This window comes from Methylobacter tundripaludum (genome assembly GCF_002934365.1).
Lineage (GTDB): Bacteria > Pseudomonadota > Gammaproteobacteria > Methylococcales > Methylomonadaceae > Methylobacter_A > Methylobacter_A tundripaludum_A.
Genome location: NZ_PTIY01000009.1, coordinates 176,167 through 195,794, shown reverse-complemented (window position 1 = coordinate 195,794; position 19,628 = coordinate 176,167). Strand labels below are relative to the sequence as shown.

Below are 19,628 nucleotides of genomic sequence, written 5' to 3'. Positions count from 1 at the left end.
ATAAGCTCAACCATCGCCCTCGAAAAACACTCAATTTTAAAACACCTCATGAGGTCTTTTTTCCTGAACAAGAGAGGGATGCCGCATGATTACTAGAATTGCACTTCGGAGTTGAATCCGCCTTCAGTTTTTATCTCAATAGGTATCATAACCTATAGACGGAGTCCTCTAAAAAGCAAACAATGCCCTTGCACTTAATTCTGATTGCCCCAGGCCGTATAAGCGAAAAAGATTGCCGGAGCTCCGAAGAAAATAGTCCATCTAAATACACTTTATTGTTTATAAACCTAAGCTTTATGGGCAAATATTTAGTTCAACGTGCTTTTAACTTTTCAGCTGATACGCTTTAGCACAGTAAAAGAACAAATCAGCGGAGGTCATGAACATGAATATGTTTTATTTTCGACACCCATCGCGCAGGTCATTGATCACCCGGCGCATAACTGACAGACGCGAGATCCCCTACCCATTCGGCTCACAGGAGTGGTTGGAAAACGTAAAAAAACATTATCTGGTCTGGCCGCAATCCAATCGCCGGAAGGCGGGTACATCCACTAATGACAGGCGCGCCGCTGAACGGCGGCGGCAACCGTTTTCCGAGCAACGCCATTCTGAAGAAAAATGTTCCACGCCGTTGCTTACGCCGGAAGAAAGAAAGCTGATTGAAGATTTATATCTGAATGACAATGGGAGCTAGATGATTTGTACGGAATGAAATTGATTGCAGGTTATGCCGCATTATCCATAAACCCTTTCATTTTCATGTCCGATTTTACAATGTGATCGACAAACCAGTTCCGCATTAGACCATTGACTTTTACGCTGGTTTCTTTAGCCTCTTCCGTCGTAGTGTCCGCATTTTCGACAAAACGATAGATGATGTTTTTAATGACATCCAATTCCGCCATCAAACGCTGATGCCCGTCTTTATTTTCCTCATAAAAAGGAAACATAAACCTGCGTTGCAGCTTTTCTTCATTAACAAAATGATCTTTAGCAGACTCATGCAACTGATCGATGAAAAACTTCAATGAGTCTTTTTCATCGGGATGACGTAGCGCCGCTTCCAGCGCATTAATCAGCGATATGATTAATTTGTGCTCTATATCAATATAGATATTTCCTACACTTAAGCGGGAATCCCATCTTATTGGCATAATTACCTCTAAATATGTTGGTCGTTGAATACTAATAAAGCAGCAACACGATTTGTAACGGGCAACATTGACGCCCTATCCCTGCCTGCATTTACTGTTTCAAGTTCCCTGCATGCAATCCGCATTCTTTTTTCGCTCCCGACTCCCACCACCAGCGCCCGGCTCTTTCATGCTGGTTGGGCAGCACGGCACGGGTGCAAGGCTCGCAGCCTATGCTGATAAAGCCTTTTTCGTGCAATTCGTTATAAGGGACCTGATAGGCTTCAATATGATCCCAGACTTGCGCCGAACTCCAGTTCAGCAAAGGATTGAATTTAACCAATTGGTGATCGGCAGTGGAAAATGCGCCGTCTATCTCCACTTCAGGAACCGCTTGCCGGGTATCCAGGCTTTGGTCTTTGCGTTGGCCGGTAATCCAGGCGTCTAAATGAGCCAGCTTGCGTTTTAACGGTTCAACCTTGCGGATACCGCAACATTCCTGGTGTCCATCCTGATAAAAACTGAACAGGCCTTTGTTTTTGACGAAGCGATCCAGCACGTCCCTGTCCGGCGTCAATAATTCAATATCGACCCCGTAATGTTTTCTGACTTTTTCGATAAATCGGTAGGTTTCAGGATGCAAACGTCCGGTATCCAAAGAGAATACCTGTATATCTTTTCTGATCGCCAAAGCCATATCGATCAGCACCACGTCTTCCGCGCCGCTGAAAGAGATCGCAATATTATCGAACAGCTCCAGCGCTTTCTTCAGTATCACGCGCGGATTTTTACGATCCAGCTCGGTTTGTAGTTGTTCTATATCGAATGTAGTCATAATAATCGAATCACGCTTGCAAAAAATATTGATTCAAAAAATCGTCAAAAGGGATCTGCTCTTTGTTTTCGATTTCCTGCTGTTTGATATGAGACAGTTCCGCCATTTCATTAAACTGTTGTGCCTTGCCGCTATCCAGTGTATTGCTCTTGAAATACTGTCCGTGTCCGGCAGAGGTATTGAATGCGAAACGGGCGAAGGGCTGACCTAGCTGTTTCAGCTGCTCCAGCATTCTTGCCGATGGCGTTAAATCAGGATTCCGAACCAATAGTTGTTGTTTTTCCAACGTGGCGCTATAAGGTTTTTCCGCATTATCCCGGTCAAGGATTGCGCACACCGGCCGTATGGATTCAAGGATTTCAGTCGCCCAATCGCGTAACAGAATGCCCCGCCCGTTTTTATTAAGCTCCAATCCCGGTTTTCTGCCTGAATTGGCGACAGCCAACTGGTTAGCGTTGTTAATCTGCTGTTCCTGATCCGACGTTTTCGGGCTGTCTTGCAACAGACAGGTCAGCAGCAGCGCCTCAATAAAACGGGCTTTATCTTCATCAATGCCGATAGGATTAAACAAATCCAGATCCAAAGAGCGCATTTCTATGTAGCGAACCCCGCGGCGTTTAAGCGCCAAGGTCGGTTTTTCGCCGGATTCGGCAATCTGTTTTGGCCGGATCGTGCTGTAAAACTCGTTTTCAATCTGAAGAATGTTGCTGTTCAGCTGACGGTATTCGCCGTCAACCAGAGTGCCGATTTTTTCGTACTCGGCATAAGGCGTCGAAATAGCCGCACTCAAGCTGCTGACGTAGCCGTCTATCGAGTTGTAATCGATTTTCAGGTTAGCCTGGTTTTTACTCTTGTAGCCGATGTCGCTCATGCGTAACGACGTCGCATAAGGATGATAAAGCGTGCCGTTGTCTAATTCGTCAAATTGCGCCATCAAGGCCGGGCGGCTGTTGAAAAAGTTTTTGCAGATGGCCGGCGATGCGCCGAATAAATACAGAATCAACCAGCCCATGCGCTGGAAATTACGGATTAAACCGAAATAAGCATCGGCTTTGAACTGCTCCAGCGTCAGTCCGCCGTTTTCCTCTTTGTGCAACACAGGCCACAAGGCTTCCGGCACCGAATAATTAAAATGGATGCCTGCAATGGACTGCATGGTCCTGCCGTAACGATGCCATAAGCCGTGCCGGTAAACATGCTTCATCCGGCCGATGTTGGACGATCCGTATTCGGCGATGCGGATGCTTTCATCGCCGTCAATGCCGCAAGGCATGCTTGCGCTCAGCAGGATTTCGTTATCCAGATGCTGATAAACAAACTGGTGTATGGTGTGCAGATACTCCAGCGAATCCTTGACATCGGCAAACGGCGGGGTAATCAATTCGATCAGGGCTTCGGAGTAATCCGTAGTGATGTACGGATGGGTCAACGCCGCGCCTAAGGCTTTGGGATGCGGTGTCTGGGCAATGAATCCGTCTTTGGATAATCGCAGGCTTTCTTTCTCAATTCCTTTAAGTCCGCCGCAAAGCAGTTGCTGATGGCCGTTTGCGTTCAGTCGATCCAAACGTGTTGAAAGCGCGTTATTCAAATTAGTCATAGAATGGGTACATGCCCTGTGGTCCTTGTATAATCGAGTCATTATAAAGGGTTTAACCGATTGAAGAAATATTATCGCGGATATGAACCTGTTATGGCGGGGCTGATTGGCTATTGACCGCCGCAACAAAAAACAACAGCTTATACCTGGAACACCCGGCACAAGGCAGTCCATTTTTATTGCCTGCTTTTGAAAAAACGGCGCCAATCCGCGCCATCCGTGTTCTATCATTCATTAAGTAGTTACGGCATTTTTAGACAACATACCAGGAAAATCACATCATGTTTGAATCGGCAGAGCTCGGGCACAAGATAGACAAAGCCACTTACGACCTGGAAGTCCCCAAGCTGCGCGAGGCGCTGCTGGAAGCGCAGATGGATCTGGAAAAATCGTCCAAATTCCCGGTTATCATTCTGATTGGCGGCCTGGATGGCGCTGGGCGCGGCGAAACCGTCAATTTGCTCAACGAATGGATGGACCCGCGGTTTATCCAGACTCACGGTATGGGCGAGCCGTCGGATGAGGAACTTGACCGCCCGATGATGTGGCGGTTCTGGCGCGAGCTGCCCCCCAAAGGCAGGATAGGCGTCTTTCTCGGCTCCTGGTACACTTGGCCTATCCTGAATCGCGTGACCGGCCTGACCAAGGCGGCAGAGCTTGACCAGAGCATGGAACGCGCCAAGCGCCTGGAAAAGATGCTGACCGACGAGGGCGCGTTGATCCTCAAATTCTGGATGCACTTATCCAAAGATAAGCAGGAAAAACGCCTGAAGCTGCTTGAGAAAAATCCGCAAACCCGCTGGCGGGTGACCGAGCGCGACTGGAAACACTTCAAGCTGTACGATAAATTCCGTGCCGTGCATGAAAGCGTGATACGGCACACCAGCACGGCTGAAGCGCCGTGGACTATCGTCGAAGGCTACGATCCGCACTATCGCAATTTGACCGTGGGCAAAGTGATTCTGGATGCGATACGCAAACGCCTGGATGATGCCGACATCAAAGTCACCGAGGTTCATGCGCCGCCACCGCTGCCTTCGATAGACCAACTCGATATTCTGAAGGTGCTGGATTTGACCCAGAAGATTGACAAGAAAGAGTTTAAGGCTGAACTGGAAAAATATCAGGGCAAGCTCGCTTTGCTGACCCGAGAAGACAAGTTTAAGGACATCACCGTCATCGTGATGTTCGAAGGCAATGACGCCGCCGGCAAAGGCGGCGCAATCCGCCGCATCACCGGGGCTCTGGATGCCCGTTACTACAACATTGTTCCGGTCGCCGCACCGACCGAAGAAGAACGCGCCCAACCTTATTTATGGCGCTTTTGGCGGCACATCCCCAGGCGCGGGCGGGTGACGATTTTCGATCGTTCCTGGTATGGCCGCGTCTTGGTCGAACGTGTTGAAGGTTTCTGCTCGAAAGTGGACTGGATGCGTGCTTACAGCGAAATCAACGATTTTGAAGCCCAGTTGGTGCGCCACAATATCGTGGTGGCCAAATTCTGGCTGGCGATCAGCAAGGAAGAGCAGCTCAGGCGTTTCAACGAGCGCGAAAAAATCGGCTTTAAACGCTTCAAGATTACCGAAGAAGACTGGCGCAACCGCGATAAATGGGCTGAATATGAGCAGGCGGTATGCGATATGGTCGATCGCACCAGTACCGAAATTGCGCCGTGGACGCTGGTCGAAGCCAACGACAAGAACTTTGCGCGGATCAAGATTTTGAAAACCTTGTGCAAACAGATTGAAGCGGCAATGGGCAAAAAATAGTCGGAATAAAACCCCGCCCCAATATCGTTCCGGCTATTTGCCAAGCGCTTGCAAATTCCAGGGCAACGGATCGATGGCGGCTTCCAAAGCCGCTTCGGTACGGTCATCCAATTGGGCAAAAAAATCCAGGCCGGTCTGCGCTTCTATATTGTCGATACTGGTCACGAATTGCGCCAACGGTTCTTTACCGCTGACGGTTTGCGGCACTAAAAAGCCTATCGCAACAAGCGGTTCGCCTGGATTGACCTCGGTGATATACATTTTGTAAAAGGCATCCGGTATTTCCACCATCCAGTCAGAACTCAGGCGCTCGACCGTGCCGCTAAAAACCGGCCCGGTGACAACCCACACCTTGCCGAACAGCTTGGCGAAATGCTTGATTTCCGCCTCCTCCAGACGCTGCCACAGTTGCTGGTTGAGCTTGGGTTTTTGCGGGGTGATGTTGGTCATCAAAAAACTGTCCGCCTGCCCTGCTCCGCCGTAAAGATGGCTGATCGCGTAATTCGGCGCCATGTGCCCGCGGTCGTAACCGCTTTTTTGATAACTGTCGTGACTGACGCGATTGATGCTGCGCCAATCGGTTTCAAAGCGACTAGGCCGCTTCAGGGACGGCGTATTTTCCGCGTCGGCTGTCAGCGCGTACTCCACCCACAACGGGTTACCGCGTAAATCGGAATAGCCCAAAATAAAACCGTGATTGCGCAATATGCGAAACCAGGTATCGCTGTTTTTGCCGTCGAGGGCTTGCGGCTCGCCTTGATAAAGCAAGGCCGGACGGGCGATTTTGACTTCATAAGCATAGCCGCCGAAACCCAGTCCAAGAATAATCAGCAACAATACGGGATGCCTGAAGCACAGGCGAAATAATCCCAGCAACAACGTAAACAGGCTGAGCGGCGACGGTTTTCTGCGCATTAGCGGAACGGCTTAAGCCAACGCTTCAGTGGCCTCATCGGCGCTAAACAAATAGTCTTTTTTTAGGCAGTGATCCAGCCATTTTTGCAGGAAATAATTCAACCGCCATTTGTAATTCATGATTTCAAGGCTCAATCCGGGGTCTTTAAAAACCTGCGTCACACCGGCGCGGACATGATCGCTTAACACTTCGGCCAACTGCGCATCCAGATAAACCCTTATTTTTACCGCGGGAGCCAGATACGCTTCCTTATTTCTATTGAAACAATGGCTAAGCTCCACGGTCATCGTGTACGGCGTGCGCTCAATGATGTCAAGATGCAGCGTGGTGTGGTGGGGGGCAAGACCTATGGCGGTTTCTTTAAACGCCATTAAGTCAGGAATTAATTTTAATAACTTTTGATAGTTGGATTCGCAGACTTGTTCGAGGCAGAATGACTTGTTGACCGGATTTACAAAGCTCATGGCCGCTGTCAATTTTCCCGGTAGCAAGCGTGAGCGCTGGCGGTTTCCCACAGCACCACCTGGGCGACGTTAAAACCGGATTGTTTCAGATGCCGATAAATCATTTTGCTCAGGACTTCTGCGGTCGGATGTTCGTCAAGAGCCAGGAAGCGCTCCTTGTTTGCGATCAACATTGGGATGATCGGATCGTCCTTATGCAGCAGGAAGTTATGATCAAGTGTCTGATCTATAAACGCTTCAACGCTGTCTCTAATATCGGAAAAGTCGCAAACCATGCCTTGGTCGTTGAGCTGCTCCTGTTCTATCGAAATCGAGGCCTTAACGCTGTGTCCGTGTAAATTGCGGCATTTGCCGGGGTGATTCATTAGCCGGTGTCCGTAACAAAAATACACCTCTTTGGTAATCGTATACATAATAAAAAATAAAGCAGTCCGGTGGTTTAAAAGCGGGAACTGGGAGCTTTACTCCCCTTTTATGCTCTTTATGGTGGCGGCAATCTCGTAGCTGCCGTTGCCTTGTTGCGTGCTTCTGATAACCTCGATAAAAGCCGTCATTGAGGGCGTGACTGTGTTTTTTGGAATGACGTTTATTTCCATCGCCTTGCCGGGATCAAAAGAACGGTCGGCAATGAACGAAACGCCGGCCCCGCTGATTGATGAACAGCGGCCGTGGTGCAATTCATCCGAATCTGCAAGTTTGAAGGTCACGTCGCAGTCTATTTCCATTCGAATATAATTGCGTTTTTCATCATATTCCAGCATGTTATCTCTCCGCTCTTGTTACAGTTGTCGCGCCCACTGGTTAAGCTGCATGGTATTGGCTGCGAAGTTTACTATAAAAAGCACAATAACGGGGCAGGATTTGCAACAGCGCCGCCAATTGAGCTATTCCGCTGGATATTAGCCTGACAATGTAATATCGTGCCGATTTTAACATCGTAAATAAACAGGACTGCTGAGTATTATCTAATGAGTAAAGCAATCGTTTTAACCGGAATCACAACCACGGGCACACCGCATTTGGGTAATTATGTCGGCGCAATCAGGCCGGCCATTGCGGCTAGCAAGGATGCGAATGTTACGCCCTTTTATTTTTTGGCCGATTACCATGCCCTGATTAAATGTCATGAACCGGATAGAGTCCGGCAATCCAGCCTTGAAATCGCCGCAACCTGGTTGGCTTTAGGACTGGACACGTCGAATGCGGTTTTCTATCGGCAGTCGGATGTGCCGGAAATATTGGAACTCTCGTGGATGTTGACCTGTGTCGCGGCAAAAGGCCTGATGAACAGAGCGCATGCCTATAAAGCTGCCGTCGCCGAAAACGAGCAGGGCGGCGAAAACGATCCCGATAAGGGCATCACCATGGGTTTGTTCAGTTACCCGATTTTGATGGCCGCCGATATGCTGATGTTTAATGCCAATAAAGTGCCGGTAGGCAAAGATCAGATTCAGCATATTGAAATGGCCAGGGATATTGCCGGACGTTTTAATCATATTTACGGCGAGCATTTTGTGCTGCCGGAAGCGGTCGTTGAAGAGCATGCGTCAACGTTGCTCGGCCTGGACGGTCGCAAGATGAGCAAGAGTTACAACAACACCATCCCGTTATTCGAATCTGAAAAGAAGCTAAAAAAACTCATTAACAAAATCAAGACCAATTCGCTGGAACCGGGCGAGCCCAAAGATCCTGAAGGCTGCACCTTGTTCGGCATTTATCAGGCCTTTGCCAGTCAGGCGGAAGTGGCTGAAATACGGCAACGTTATGCAGACGGCATCGCCTGGGGCGAGATGAAGCAAGTGCTGTTTGAACATATTAACGAACATCTTATTCCGGCAAGGGAACGTTATGAGGCATTGATGCAGGCGCCCGAACATATCGAAGAGCAATTGCAGGAAGGGGCAAAAAAAGCGCGCGCAGTCAGTGTGCCGTTTATGCAGGAATTGCGCAAAGCTGTCGGGATCTCGCGGATTTCTTTGTAAATCCGGTGGCATTCAATAACCGGTTCCAAGAAACCTTGGCAAATGTCCGATAGGAATGAAGGGCTCGAAGTTTATGTTTTTTCTTCGCGTCCTTCGTGCTGATTAAAAATACATAATCCTTTTTGGCGAACCGGCGAAGAACATCTTGCCTTGTGCAATTACAGCACTTGTCCCAGCGCAAAAGCGCCAAAATAAGTGGCTATGAAATAGAACAAAGACAAGACCAGACTGGCCAAAATATTGACCGACAGGACTTGCTTGATGATGTACGCTACCAGCGCATATTCCCAAAATAACAGCAGCGCAAAAAAATAATAACTTAACGGTTCTTCGCTTACGGTCAGCCAGGTCAACACCGGCACGAGGAGCAAAGCGACTATGTTTGAACAAAACATGACCGATGTCGCCACTTGTACATAAGCGTACAAGGTTTTGTTAAGAAACAGCATGACGCCTATGAATATAAGTGACAATAGTGTCGCTATCCCTACCTCGACAAATGATTCTATCGGGTCGTCGGTCATGTTGGTTTGCATGAAATATTCGACAACAAAATAAAACAACAGATTTTGTTTGAAAAAATCAACCGATCTCGGGAGCATTAGCGGGTTGTTTTTTAACCAGCATAGCGGCAGGTATTGTTTTAAAACATCCATAGTGTCTTGGAATTTTTTATAAACCATTAATACCCTGGGGGCTCACATGTCCCAGGGTATTTTGTGGATACTATTTAAAATTCGACGAATCCGAATAGCCGGTTAAGGATTGTCCGTCATAAGTACTGAAATTATCATTCAATAACTGAACCAGCTCTTTGGTTTTATTGGATATTTGGGTCAAGCGGAGTTTTGTTTTTTTATTCCAGCCAACGGGCTCTGAAATCGGAAGCATAATGCGGCCGAAAGTCAGGTTTTTTTCAAAAATACCGGCTAAATTTTCCATTAAATGGAGTTCTTTTTGCCGATCGTTCAGTTGGCTGAGTATTAGTTTCGCCTGGAACTTGCTAAAAAGAACATGCAATGGCGTCATGATAACGATCAGGGTAACGATTATCGCAGGCCCGATGATAGGGTCTATCAAGAGCTCCAAAATGCCGGTCTGTATTTCCGCGAAAATGGCGAGAGTGGCAAGAAATCCGAGCACAATCAGGCTGGAAAAGGTTGCCCGGTCTTTCCATTGGCCGATAGCTTTTTTGATTTCCGGCATCACCACGTCATTAATCTCTCGAACATTTTTTTCCAGCGAATTCAATACACGGTAAGTACGGTCATACCCTACATTGGCTATGCGTTGGTCTATCGCGGCAAAGTCGGCCGGATTTTGAGGCGTCAAGCCGCCTTCCTGGCTAGGCAATACCACAAACTGCCCGGTGTTTAACCCCAATCCGGCGAGTTTTCTTTGCCATGACGCTATGATTTCGCTGTTTGTAGTCGAGCTGAGCATTGTTGCGGGTCTATCTATCAGATAAACAAATTTATTCGAATCCTGATGCTGAATAATGCTTTCCACTAATTCATCAACCAGCGGCGAGGTTGAATCAAAAACATCGGTAAAAATCAAAACCAGATCAGAGTTCTCAATGGCGTGTTTTGTTAACAACGACGTAACGGGACTGGGCGTGGCGGCGCTGACATTGGGCGCGTCAATGAAAAGTTTGCTTTTTAGGCGGTCGCTGTTCAGCGTTTTCAATTCCAGATAAGAATTGATGCGGTCTCCTTCTCCCGCCTGCTGCTGCTCAATTCTACGGCTGATTTGATAGAACGGGAACCGGTGATCTACGTCCAACGCAGTGCCGGGCAAAGTGGCCGGGTTAGACTGATTATTATGCAGCAAAACAGTAAATTTATGATTGGATGTTTGGATGCCGGAAAACAGATTGTCCGCTCCCAAGTAGTTATTAACGAATCTGGACTTGGCCGTTGAATTGCCGCCAAACAAACTGATTATCGGCCACCATGAGTTTTTACTGGCGGTCGTTTCATCCATTTCGATGAGCCCCAGATCATATTCAATCTGATCGAGTTCCTGAAAAACTTTCGATGCTTTCAGCAATACCGGATTGTCAGAGGCGAAGTGTTTTTCAAGGTTAAGCAGGTATTTGCTAGCTGTCTTTTCAGTCATCAGAGACACCGTATTTATTGAATTTTATGGATAAGGGGTGACGAAGTATACACCTAAGAATGAGCGAACAATACAAAAAAACCGCGGCAAAATATAGGCATTTTATGGTTGTAAAATGAAAAAATGTTGGGTAAATAGTGTTCTTTTCATACTCAAACAAGATCGATTTATAGTATATTGATAATATAGTTTGAGTGTCGTAAGTGCGGTTTAAAAAATAAAATGATGAATGTGAAAGGTTTTATTCTTCAAAGCTTAACAGCCTGGGCTATGGCTGCATTAATATCGGGCTGTACGATCCCGTTTTTTAGCGGGTATGGCGCAAACAGCCAATCGCGTGAAGATTTTGAACATCACGTAGAAGAGGTGTTCCGGTTGCAAAACCAACTGACCAGTGAAGTGATGATGTTGCTGGAAAGCGATGAATCCCCAAAAAATGACGCCTTAATGCAGGCAGAGCAGCGCATGCAGCAGGTGTGCGCCGATCTTATCGAGTACGCTTCCCGCGATATTGACGGCTTAAGCAGCGATATTTTTTTGAGCCAGCGCGTCGAGGCGTCGGCTATAGACTGTGAACGAGCGGCTTTAGAGCTCAAGCCCCTGTTGAAGCATTAACATGCTCGGCCTCGGCATTAAAAAGAGGCTTCGTAAAAACAAATGCGTCATTGCTTTTGGACACTAAAAATCAAGGAGAAAGTATAATGATCGGCATAAGATACGCCGAGTTATCTTTAATGTTTCAAAACAGTATTTTGCGCAGGCTTGCTGTTATCGGTTTCAGGATAATCCAGCGTGTAATGTAAACCACGGCTTTCCTTGCGCTGCTGTGCGCAACGGATGATTAATTCGGCGACGATGACCAAGTTGCGCAATTCCAGCAAATCACTGGTAACACGGAAATTACTGTAATATTCGGCGATTTCCTTTTTAAGCAATTCCACCCTGCTCATTGCCCGGCTTAAGCGTTTATCGGTTCTGACGATGCCGACATAGTCCCACATAAAGCGGCGCAATTCCTCCCAGTTATGGGAAACAACCACCTCTTCATCGGAATCACTGACTTTCGATTCGTCCCAATCAGGAAGTTCCGGTGGCGGCGTAATGCCGGGTAGTTTCTGCAAAATATCCTCATTGGCCCGTTCCGCAAACACCAGGCATTCCAGTAACGAGTTGCTGGCCATCCGATTTGCGCCGTGCAGGCCGGTGCAGGCGACCTCGCCTATCGCATAGAGATTGGCAATATCGGTACGCGCATAGCTGTCGGTCAACACGCCGCCGCAGGTGTAATGCGCGGCCGGAACGACCGGAATCGGCTGTTTGGTGATATCGATATCAAAGTCAAGACACTGCTGGTAAATCGTCGGAAAATGTTCGCGTATGAACGCTTCCGGTTTGTGGCTAATATCGAGATAAACACAGTCTATGCCGCGTTTTTTCATCTCATGGTCGATGGCCCGGGCGACAATATCGCGAGGCGCCAACTCCCCTCTCGGATCAAAATTCTGCATAAACGGAGAGCCGTCCGGCAGGATCAATTTACCGCCCTCGCCTCTTACCGCCTCGCTGATCAGAAAAGAATGTGCATGCGGATGATAAAGACAAGTGGGGTGGAATTGCATGAATTCCATGTTGCTGACCCGGCAGCCTGCGCGCCAGGCCAAGGCGATGCCATCGCCGGTTGAACTTTGCGGATTGGTGCTGTAAAGGTATGCCTTGCTTGCGCCGCCGGTTGCTAAAACCACGACGCGAGCCGCCATCGTCTTGACTCGCTGGCTTTTTGAATCCAGAACATAAGCGCCCAAAATCCGTTTTACCGCATCCCCTTTACTGGTAATGAGCTCTACCACATTGTGATGCTCAAACAATTCGATATTGGCGTGTTCCTTGGCGCGCTCAATCAGCGACAACGACACTGCCTTACCCGTTGCATCGGCGGTATGCACAATGCGGCGGTGGGAATGCCCGCCTTCCCGGTTTAAATGCAGCTTGACTTCCCCTGACGCGGTTTGCTCCTCGGTAAACGCAACGCCTTGCTGCCTCAGCCAGTCTATCGAACTCTTGCCGTGCGTCACGGTCAGCCTGACAATCTCGGGATCGCAAAGCCCCGCGCCGGCATCCAGCGTATCTTCAATATGCGATTCAATCGAATCATCGGCGCCGAAAACAGCGGATATACCGCCTTGCGCATAATAGGTACTGGCCGTCGTCAAGGCGAATTTCGACAGCACGGCAATGCGCATTGAATGGTCAGCCAGCTTAAGCGCCAAGCTTAGACCCGCGCCGCCGCTGCCGATAATAAGAACATCGTAATTTTGGGAATTAGGCATTAGATAAAAGTAGCCGGCCGGTCAAATAAGAGAAAAGTTATTGTACTAACATGCTGAGTTGCAATTGGTGGATAATAAAGCTTTTTAACCCGATAGCACAATTTTATATCAATCGCCTTGATTGCTATTTTCAACATAAGTTATTTCATTAACGGTATTAAATGGAGGTTTTTATGCTCAAAAAAGTTAGGTGGTGTTTTTTCCTGATCGTGTTGTTTAATCGAAACGTGTTAGCTGACTTGCCGGATTTTACCGAGATGGTAAAAACCAACGGTGTCGCCGTGGTCAATATCAGCACCACGCAAAAAGCACCGCCTGAGGCTGAAAACGCCCCGGAAGATATGCAACTGCCGGAGGGCATGCCCCCCGAAATGGAAGAGTTTTTCAAGCGCTTTTTAAATGAACAAGGCGGCGGCTATGTTCCGCGGGATACGACATCTTTAGGTTCCGGCTTTATTATTTCCCAGGACGGTTACGTGTTAACCAATCATCATGTGGTGAAAGATGCCGACGAAATCGTGGTTAAATTTTCCGACCGCCGGGAACTGCTGGCCAAACTGATCGGCTCCGATGCGCGCACCGATGTCGCCCTGCTCAAGGTCGAGGCCAAAGACTTACCCGTGGTGACCATCGGCGATGCGAACAAACTTCAGGTAGGCGCCTGGGTTTTGGCCATAGGCTCGCCTTTCGGCTTTGAACAGTCGGTAACAGCCGGCATCGTCAGCGCCAAAGGCCGCAGCCTGCCCGGCGGGAATTATGTGCCGTTCATCCAGACCGATGTCGCGATCAATCCGGGCAATTCAGGCGGCCCCTTATTTAATATGGAAGGCAAAGTCGTCGGCATCAATTCCCAGATTTACAGCCGCACCGGCGGTTTTATGGGACTTTCATTCGCCATACCGATGGATGTGGTGATGAATGTCGTCGATCAAATAAAAGCTACCGGTAAAGCATCACATGGCTGGCTGGGCGTTCAAATCCAGGATGTCACACGGGAACTGGCCGAAACATTCGGCATGAAAAAACCGATGGGCGCATTGGTTTCCAAAGTGGTGCCCGGCAGTCCGGCGGAAAAAGCCGATTTGCAGATTGGCGACATTATTACCGAATTTAATGGCCAGCAAATTGAAAACTCAAGTGACTTGCCGCCGATGGTCGGTATAACGCCGATCAATGACAAAGCCGCATTAAAAATCATCAGGCAAGGCGAGACTAAAACCATCGAATTTAAAGTGGGACTTTTGCCGGATGAAGTCGACAAACTGGCAGACGCCAAGGCGGCGCCAAAACTGCCTCACAATCGTCTGGGAATCAATGTCATCGACTTAAGCGACGAACAAAGAAAAACCTTGGAAGTTCCTAAAAACGGCGTATTAGTTCAGGATGTCGCCAAAGGCACGGCAAAAGATGCCGGGATTCAGCGAGGCGATGTCATTTTGCGTATCCAGAACGACGTGATCCGCGATGCGGCTGATTTTGAAAAAACCGTCAAAAAGCTTCCTGCCGGCAAATCAATCGCTGTTTTAGTGCAGCGTCAGGGCAGTCCGGTATTTTTAGCGCTTAAAGTGGAAAAGTAATCTGCTGCGATTTACGCTTAAGCTGCGGAAAATGATAGCGTTCTCATGCACAGCATTATTGCCATTAAGTTAAGACTTGATCCGTTTGCCCTGAGCCTTCGGCTACGCTCAGGAGAGCCTTGTCGAAGGGTGAGCGGAACAAGTCGTTAAGCCATTCATGGTTCAACAAGGCCTTTAGTCCTGAGCGTAGCCGAAGGCTCACCACGAACGGCTTAACTTTGTACAGCATGGGAACTTTTTCTATCGCTTAATCGCCTGCCGGGCTTAGCTCCGGCTCTTAGCTATTTGGGCGTGATATTGCCCGGATAACCCATTGCACGGCTTGCATAGTTAAACAGCAACAACCAGGAATAACGCATTATGCCATTACGTGATCTTGAAACTTGGATGTGGGCGGAAGCTTGCGAAATATTGGATCGGGCTGATCGGCTGCATCGGCAATTCTTTAGACCGGCTGTTATGAGCGTCAAACGACCGACGTGGGAACCGCCGATCGACATCTACGAAACCAATTATGAATTCAAAATCATGATCGCGCTGCCGGGCGTAGCCCCGGAACATTTAAGCGTAATACTGGAAGACGATCATCTGATTGTTAACGGACAACGGCATCTGCCTGTCAGTGCAGAGTCGCATATTCGGCGCATGGAAATCCCCTATGGACGATTTGAGCGGCGCATTGAACTGCCGGTCGGACACTTTGAAATCGGCGCTCGCGAATTTGTTAACGGTTGTTTATTCATTTCACTGCGAAAAATATAAAGGCTTCTTATGCAAATCAAGGACCTGAAAAATTTACTTCTGGGATCAACGCCGGATACCGAAGACCCGTCTTCAGAGCTAAAACAACAGGATTCGCTGCCGGCCATTCCCGACGATGCGCTTATCATTGTGCCTATGCGCGGCACCGTGCTTTTCCCGCAAAACGTTTCGCCGTTGGTGATAGGCCGTAAACCCTCTATTGCTGCGGTGCAGCAGGCGGTACGTTCGGAAAAACCGATCGGGCTGATCATGCAGCTGCTGGACAAAAATGAAGAGCCCGACCCTGACGACCTCCACAAGGTCGGTACTATCGCGGAAATTTTACGTTACATAACCGCTCCCGACGGCGCGCATCATATTGTGTGTCAGGGTACACAACGCTTTCGCGTAAAGGAATTCCTGCCGGACTATCCGTTTCTTGTCGCCCGAATCGAACGTTACGAAGAGCCTGAACTAAGCTCTCAGGATGTCGAAGCGCGAGTCATAACGCTCAAACAAAAAGCATTGGAAATGCTGGCGCAAACTCGGCAAGCTCCCGACGAGCTGGTTAATGCAGTTCGCTCGATCGCCTCGCCGGCAATGCTGGCCGACCTGATTGCCAGCTACCTGATTTCAAAACCGGCCGAAAAACAAGAAATACTGGCCCTGTTTGATATACAGGAACGCATCGATAAGATCTTGGAACTGCTTAATTACCAAATCGAAGTGTTGAAGCTTTCAAACAAGATTAGCGAGCAAACCCAGGAAACCATGGGCCAGCAGCAACGCGAATTTGTTTTGCGGGAGCAGATGAAGGCGATCCAAAAGGAATTGGGCGAAGAAGACGGACACGCAGCCGAAATTGAAGAAATCAGCAAAGCGATCAGCGCCGCCAAGATGCCGGAAGATGTCGAAAAACAAGCGCGCAAGGAGCTCGGCCGCTTGCAGCACATGCCCGACGCCAGCGGCGAATATTCGATGATCCGCACCTACCTCGATTGGCTGACGGAACTGCCCTGGTCAGTCGCGAGTACCACGGCTATTGATATAACAAAAGCCAGGGAAACCCTTAACGAAGATCATTACGGCCTGGAAAAAATCAAGCAGCGAATACTGGAATTCCTGGCCGTGCGCAAGCTGAACCCGAACGGCAAGAGCCCGATTTTATGCTTTGTCGGGCCGCCCGGCGTCGGCAAGACTTCTCTGGGACGCAGCATAGCCCGGGCAACCGGGCGCGAATTCGTCCGCGCCAGTCTCGGCGGCCTGCATGACGAGGCCGAGGTCCGGGGCCACCGGCGCACTTATATCGGCGCATTGCCGGGCAATATTATCCAATCCATCCGCAAGGCAGGAACCAATAATCCGATATTCATGCTCGATGAAATGGACAAGATCGGTTCAGGCGGATTTCATGGCGATCCCTCTTCAGCCTTGCTGGAAGTATTGGACCCCGAGCAGAACTCAACCTTCCGCGATAATTATCTGGCGGTAGCGTTCGACCTGAGCCATGTCATGTTTATCGGAACCGCCAATGTACTGGACAATATCCCGGCGCCTTTGCGCGACCGGATGGAAGTCATCGAATTAACCGGCTATACCTCCGATGAAAAACTCCAGATTGCCAAACGCTATCTGGTACACCGGCAACTGGAAAGCAACGGCCTAAGCCCCGAGCAATGCACAATCAGCGATAGCGCCATACTCGCCATTATTCAGGACTATACCCGCGAAGCCGGTTGCAGAAACCTGGAACGGGAAATCGGTTCGGTATTTCGTCATGTCGCCATGCGCATTGCCGAAGGGATTTCCGTAAACGAGCAGATCGACGCCGAACAGCTTCACGGCATTCTGGGGCCGAAAAAATTCGACAGCGAGGTCGCCATGCGCACCAGCGCCCCTGGCGTTGCTACAGGCTTGGCCTGGACGCCGGTCGGCGGCGATATTCTTTTTATTGAGGCCGCACGCGTACCCGGCAACGGCAAGCTGATCCTGACCGGCCAGCTGGGCGATGTCATGAAGGAAAGCGCACAAGCCGCATTAAGCCTGGTGAAATCGCGCGCCCATGAGCTGGGTTTAGACCCGGAAAACTTCGAGAAGAACGACATCCATGTGCATGTGCCCGCTGGGGCCATCCCCAAAGACGGCCCCAGCGCCGGGGTTGCGATGTTTATCGCGCTATTTTCCGCATTTTCCGAGCGCACCGTGCATAGCGATGTCGCAATGACCGGAGAAATCAGCCTACGCGGGCTGGTGTTGCCGGTCGGAGGCATTAAAGAGAAAGTCATTGCCGCCGCCAGGGCCGGGATAAAGACCGTCATGCTCCCGGCGCGCAACCGAAGAGACTTTGAGGAAATACCAGAGGCGGTCAGAAACCGGCTCCAGTTTATCTGGCTGGAAAAGGTCGATGACGCGTTAAAAATTGCCGTGGAAGAATAAATGTCGCCTCACCGGCAGGGGGAATGCCGGCATCCGCCATACAGGGATGGAACACGGCGCACCGGAACAGCTCAGAGCTTATTCCGGCTTGCAAAAATCAAAGCCCGGCTACATCCGTCATTCATAGGCTTCGATCTTCAACAGGTGCTCCACGCTGACGATCTTGTAACCGTTTTCCCTTGCAAAATTAAGCGTTTGCCTTAACACCTGGACCGTTTTATCGGACGTATCATGAAACAGGATGATAGATCCGGGTTCGATTTGTTTTTGCACCCGTTGGCTAATCGTATGTGCGTGATCGGCGGTCGTATCCAAGGAACGGATGCTCCAGCCGATAATGCTGTAATTCAACTCATTCGACGCCCTGACAAGGCTGGGCGTAGTGACGCCGTAAGGCGGCCTAAACAGCTTCATGCGCTTGCCTATCACATTGAAAACGTCATCAGCCGCTTGGTTTAACTCATCCTTAAAGCCTTGCAGGTTTTTAAAATCCATAAGGAAAGAATGCGTGTAGCTGTGATTGCCGATGCTGTGACCCTCCGCATCGATCTGTTTCAGAATGTTTTCATTGCCCCGAATATTTTTCCCGATCACAAAAAAAGTCGCTCCGGCGTTGTACTGAGCCAATGCGGACAGCACTTGCGGCGTGTATTTCTGGTTCGGCCCGTCATCGAACGAAACGGCGATTTCTTTTTCGAACGCGTCTCCACGGCAATGAGCCTTGGCGTGAAAATTGGATTGAATGTTAGCCGAACCGTAAATAATCAAGGCCTTGTAGATCACACCCGGTAATGCCAGCCACCATAAGCTGAGCTCGAAAAGATGATGTAACAGGCCGATAACGCTGATAGCGATAATAAAGCCATTTTTTGCTGTTTTGAAAGTCACGTTATTGATTTTTTGAGTCGACACGAGTTATCCGGCTGTTTGCCTCAATTGACTCTGTGTGCGTTGAGGAGGAAATGGAAAGTTGGCGCTGTAAAGTGTCGCACGCTATTTTACAGATTTAGATCATGTGGCGGAATTCAAATACATGCGTCTTCATCCCTGAGCGGCGGCCCCATTTTACCGGAACGGAACGCCCTCTTCTTTTCGACAAAATTGATCCCGGATTCTCGGCAATCATTGCGGTCATTTCCGGCGTTTTTTACAAAATTTACGATAAATTTAGCCTCGGAAACCGCTTATAAATTTGTTGTTTTTTCCGCAAAAAACAAACAAAGCCGTCAAAATTTATTGATTCGTTTAGCGTGATCAGAGGCAAATAATAAGTGCTGTTCTAGCGCGCAAAACTCATTGTTGCAGGTTTGCAACAGCTCACTATGAGAAGGCTAAACGCGCCGCCGTCTTTCATTTAAGCCCCCATTAAATCGCTTGTTTCGGCGCTTTAACCGGGGGATTATTAGCGCTCGGATTAAATAAATATTGGGTAACTTAGCATGAAAATTATAACGGTAATGATCCTACTAGCCTCTTTCTTTGCAATAGCCGGCGCCGCTTTCTTCCGGTTATGTGTGCTGCTGACAAACACATTATCGGCACAGCAAACGGTTACCCGCCACAGGTCATGGCTAAATTAGTTCAGCCCCGGTTCGGCGGCGCTTAAATTTGCCGCGCGCCGAATCCGCTCGAGCTTTCATATCCTTGTCCGACATGAAATGAACCATTACTTTAGCGATTAATCGCCTTGCAAAGCTTGCCGGGGAAACCGGTATTGAAAATCCGCA

General features: G+C 49.0%; 18 protein-coding genes. 7 read left to right on the top strand and 11 right to left on the bottom strand.

From position 1 onward, the window contains the following. Positions 1 to 385 precede the first annotated feature (385 nt). Complete coding sequence (locus B0F88_RS12470) at positions 386 to 697, top strand: hypothetical protein (RefSeq protein ID WP_104424248.1); 312 nt, start codon at positions 386 to 388, stop codon at positions 695 to 697. 31 nt (positions 698 to 728) lie between these two features. On the opposite strand, the gene B0F88_RS12465 is transcribed toward B0F88_RS12470, so the two are convergent. The 3 genes from B0F88_RS12465 to gshA all read right to left on the bottom strand — a co-directional run bounded on the left by B0F88_RS12465 (position 729) and on the right by gshA (position 3,568). Then, positions 729 to 1,157, bottom strand: a complete 429-nt coding sequence (locus B0F88_RS12465; protein ID WP_104424247.1) for a bacteriohemerythrin — start codon at positions 1,155 to 1,157, stop codon at positions 729 to 731. A 91-nt stretch (positions 1,158 to 1,248) separates the two neighbouring features. Then, positions 1,249 to 1,971 carry a phosphoadenylyl-sulfate reductase gene (locus tag B0F88_RS12460; protein ID WP_104424246.1) on the bottom strand — a complete coding sequence of 241 codons (723 nt, stop codon included), beginning with the start codon at positions 1,969 to 1,971 and terminating at the stop codon, positions 1,249 to 1,251. Between the two features lie 10 nt (positions 1,972 to 1,981). Beyond that, positions 1,982 to 3,568: a glutamate--cysteine ligase gene (gshA, locus tag B0F88_RS12455; RefSeq protein ID WP_104424245.1), complete on the bottom strand. Its 1,587-nt coding sequence runs from the start codon at positions 3,566 to 3,568 to the stop codon at positions 1,982 to 1,984. 281 nt (positions 3,569 to 3,849) lie between these two features. Here gshA and pap point away from each other — a divergent pair, with 281 nt between their 5' ends. Then, a complete protein-coding gene (gene pap / locus B0F88_RS12450) occupies positions 3,850 to 5,337 on the top strand; it encodes a polyphosphate:AMP phosphotransferase (protein WP_104424244.1) in 1,488 nt (495 codons plus the stop codon). Between the two features lie 33 nt (positions 5,338 to 5,370). Here the strand turns inward: pap and B0F88_RS12445 are convergent, their stop codons facing one another. Genes B0F88_RS12445 through B0F88_RS12430 form a run of 4 tightly spaced genes read right to left on the bottom strand, consistent with a single transcriptional unit; the run spans position 5,371 to position 7,478 of the window. Next, complete coding sequence (locus B0F88_RS12445; RefSeq protein ID WP_104424243.1) at positions 5,371 to 6,252, bottom strand: DNA/RNA non-specific endonuclease; 882 nt, start codon at positions 6,250 to 6,252, stop codon at positions 5,371 to 5,373. Positions 6,253 to 6,264: 12 nt separating this feature from the next. Then, positions 6,265 to 6,717 (bottom strand): DUF1249 domain-containing protein, encoded by a 453-nt coding sequence (locus tag B0F88_RS12440; RefSeq protein ID WP_104424242.1) that lies wholly within the window; start codon positions 6,715 to 6,717, stop codon positions 6,265 to 6,267. An 8-nt stretch (positions 6,718 to 6,725) separates the two neighbouring features. Next, positions 6,726 to 7,130: a 6-pyruvoyl trahydropterin synthase family protein gene (locus B0F88_RS12435; protein WP_104424241.1), complete on the bottom strand. Its 405-nt coding sequence runs from the start codon at positions 7,128 to 7,130 to the stop codon at positions 6,726 to 6,728. A 48-nt stretch (positions 7,131 to 7,178) separates the two neighbouring features. Further along, on the bottom strand, positions 7,179 to 7,478 hold the full coding sequence (locus B0F88_RS12430; protein WP_104424240.1) for a PilZ domain-containing protein: 300 nt from the start codon (positions 7,476 to 7,478) through the stop codon (positions 7,179 to 7,181). A 207-nt stretch (positions 7,479 to 7,685) separates the two neighbouring features. Between B0F88_RS12430 and B0F88_RS12425 the strand changes: the two genes are divergently transcribed. After that, on the top strand, positions 7,686 to 8,699 hold the full coding sequence (locus B0F88_RS12425; protein ID WP_104424239.1) for a tryptophan--tRNA ligase: 1,014 nt from the start codon (positions 7,686 to 7,688) through the stop codon (positions 8,697 to 8,699). A gap of 158 nt (positions 8,700 to 8,857) precedes the next feature. On the opposite strand, the gene B0F88_RS12420 is transcribed toward B0F88_RS12425, so the two are convergent. Together B0F88_RS12420 and B0F88_RS12415 are read right to left on the bottom strand one after the other, a co-directional pair. Then, entirely contained in the window at positions 8,858 to 9,355 is a 498-nt protein-coding gene (locus tag B0F88_RS12420; protein WP_104424263.1) for a hypothetical protein, read from the bottom strand. 70 nt (positions 9,356 to 9,425) lie between these two features. Then, complete coding sequence (locus B0F88_RS12415) at positions 9,426 to 10,820, bottom strand: hypothetical protein (protein ID WP_104424238.1); 1,395 nt, start codon at positions 10,818 to 10,820, stop codon at positions 9,426 to 9,428. A 270-nt stretch (positions 10,821 to 11,090) separates the two neighbouring features. Between B0F88_RS12415 and B0F88_RS12410 the strand changes: the two genes are divergently transcribed. After that, complete coding sequence (locus B0F88_RS12410) at positions 11,091 to 11,435, top strand: hypothetical protein (protein ID WP_258076653.1); 345 nt, start codon at positions 11,091 to 11,093, stop codon at positions 11,433 to 11,435. Positions 11,436 to 11,551: 116 nt separating this feature from the next. Here B0F88_RS12410 and nadB read toward each other — a convergent pair whose 3' ends face one another. After that, positions 11,552 to 13,147 (bottom strand): L-aspartate oxidase, encoded by a 1,596-nt coding sequence (gene nadB / locus B0F88_RS12405; protein WP_104424236.1) that lies wholly within the window; start codon positions 13,145 to 13,147, stop codon positions 11,552 to 11,554. Positions 13,148 to 13,320: 173 nt separating this feature from the next. Here nadB and B0F88_RS12400 point away from each other — a divergent pair, with 173 nt between their 5' ends. The 3 genes from B0F88_RS12400 (at position 13,321) to lon (ending at position 17,901) form a co-directional block, all read left to right on the top strand. Further along, positions 13,321 to 14,724, top strand: coding sequence for a DegQ family serine endoprotease (locus B0F88_RS12400; RefSeq protein WP_104424235.1), 1,404 nt, complete (start codon positions 13,321 to 13,323; stop codon positions 14,722 to 14,724). A gap of 360 nt (positions 14,725 to 15,084) precedes the next feature. Then, positions 15,085 to 15,486: an Hsp20/alpha crystallin family protein gene (locus B0F88_RS12395; protein WP_104424234.1), complete on the top strand. Its 402-nt coding sequence runs from the start codon at positions 15,085 to 15,087 to the stop codon at positions 15,484 to 15,486. Positions 15,487 to 15,495: 9 nt separating this feature from the next. Then, positions 15,496 to 17,901 carry an endopeptidase La gene (gene lon / locus B0F88_RS12390; protein ID WP_104424233.1) on the top strand — a complete coding sequence of 802 codons (2,406 nt, stop codon included), beginning with the start codon at positions 15,496 to 15,498 and terminating at the stop codon, positions 17,899 to 17,901. A 117-nt stretch (positions 17,902 to 18,018) separates the two neighbouring features. On the opposite strand, the gene B0F88_RS12385 is transcribed toward lon, so the two are convergent. Next, a complete protein-coding gene (locus tag B0F88_RS12385) occupies positions 18,019 to 18,813 on the bottom strand; it encodes a polysaccharide deacetylase family protein (RefSeq protein ID WP_258076652.1) in 795 nt (264 codons plus the stop codon). Positions 18,814 to 19,628 lie beyond the last annotated feature (815 nt).

Excerpts from the sequence above, each read along its gene's own strand:
- B0F88_RS12470 (WP_104424248.1), top strand. The coding sequence starts at position 386 with ATGAATATGTTTTATTTTCGACACCCATCGCGCAGGTCATTGATCACC.
- B0F88_RS12465 (WP_104424247.1), bottom strand. The coding sequence starts at position 1,157 with ATGCCAATAAGATGGGATTCCCGCTTAAGTGTAGGAAATATCTATATT.
- B0F88_RS12460 (WP_104424246.1), bottom strand. The coding sequence starts at position 1,971 with ATGACTACATTCGATATAGAACAACTACAAACCGAGCTGGATCGTAAA.
- gshA (WP_104424245.1), bottom strand. The coding sequence starts at position 3,568 with ATGACTAATTTGAATAACGCGCTTTCAACACGTTTGGATCGACTGAAC.
- pap (WP_104424244.1), top strand. The coding sequence starts at position 3,850 with ATGTTTGAATCGGCAGAGCTCGGGCACAAGATAGACAAAGCCACTTAC.
- B0F88_RS12445 (WP_104424243.1), bottom strand. The coding sequence starts at position 6,252 with ATGCGCAGAAAACCGTCGCCGCTCAGCCTGTTTACGTTGTTGCTGGGA.
- B0F88_RS12440 (WP_104424242.1), bottom strand. The coding sequence starts at position 6,717 with ATGAGCTTTGTAAATCCGGTCAACAAGTCATTCTGCCTCGAACAAGTC.
- B0F88_RS12435 (WP_104424241.1), bottom strand. The coding sequence starts at position 7,130 with ATGTATACGATTACCAAAGAGGTGTATTTTTGTTACGGACACCGGCTA.
- B0F88_RS12430 (WP_104424240.1), bottom strand. The coding sequence starts at position 7,478 with ATGCTGGAATATGATGAAAAACGCAATTATATTCGAATGGAAATAGAC.
- B0F88_RS12425 (WP_104424239.1), top strand. The coding sequence starts at position 7,686 with ATGAGTAAAGCAATCGTTTTAACCGGAATCACAACCACGGGCACACCG.
- B0F88_RS12420 (WP_104424263.1), bottom strand. The coding sequence starts at position 9,355 with ATGGATGTTTTAAAACAATACCTGCCGCTATGCTGGTTAAAAAACAAC.
- B0F88_RS12415 (WP_104424238.1), bottom strand. The coding sequence starts at position 10,820 with ATGACTGAAAAGACAGCTAGCAAATACCTGCTTAACCTTGAAAAACAC.
- B0F88_RS12410 (WP_258076653.1), top strand. The coding sequence starts at position 11,091 with ATGGCTGCATTAATATCGGGCTGTACGATCCCGTTTTTTAGCGGGTAT.
- nadB (WP_104424236.1), bottom strand. The coding sequence starts at position 13,147 with ATGCCTAATTCCCAAAATTACGATGTTCTTATTATCGGCAGCGGCGGC.
- B0F88_RS12400 (WP_104424235.1), top strand. The coding sequence starts at position 13,321 with ATGCTCAAAAAAGTTAGGTGGTGTTTTTTCCTGATCGTGTTGTTTAAT.
- B0F88_RS12395 (WP_104424234.1), top strand. The coding sequence starts at position 15,085 with ATGCCATTACGTGATCTTGAAACTTGGATGTGGGCGGAAGCTTGCGAA.
- lon (WP_104424233.1), top strand. The coding sequence starts at position 15,496 with ATGCAAATCAAGGACCTGAAAAATTTACTTCTGGGATCAACGCCGGAT.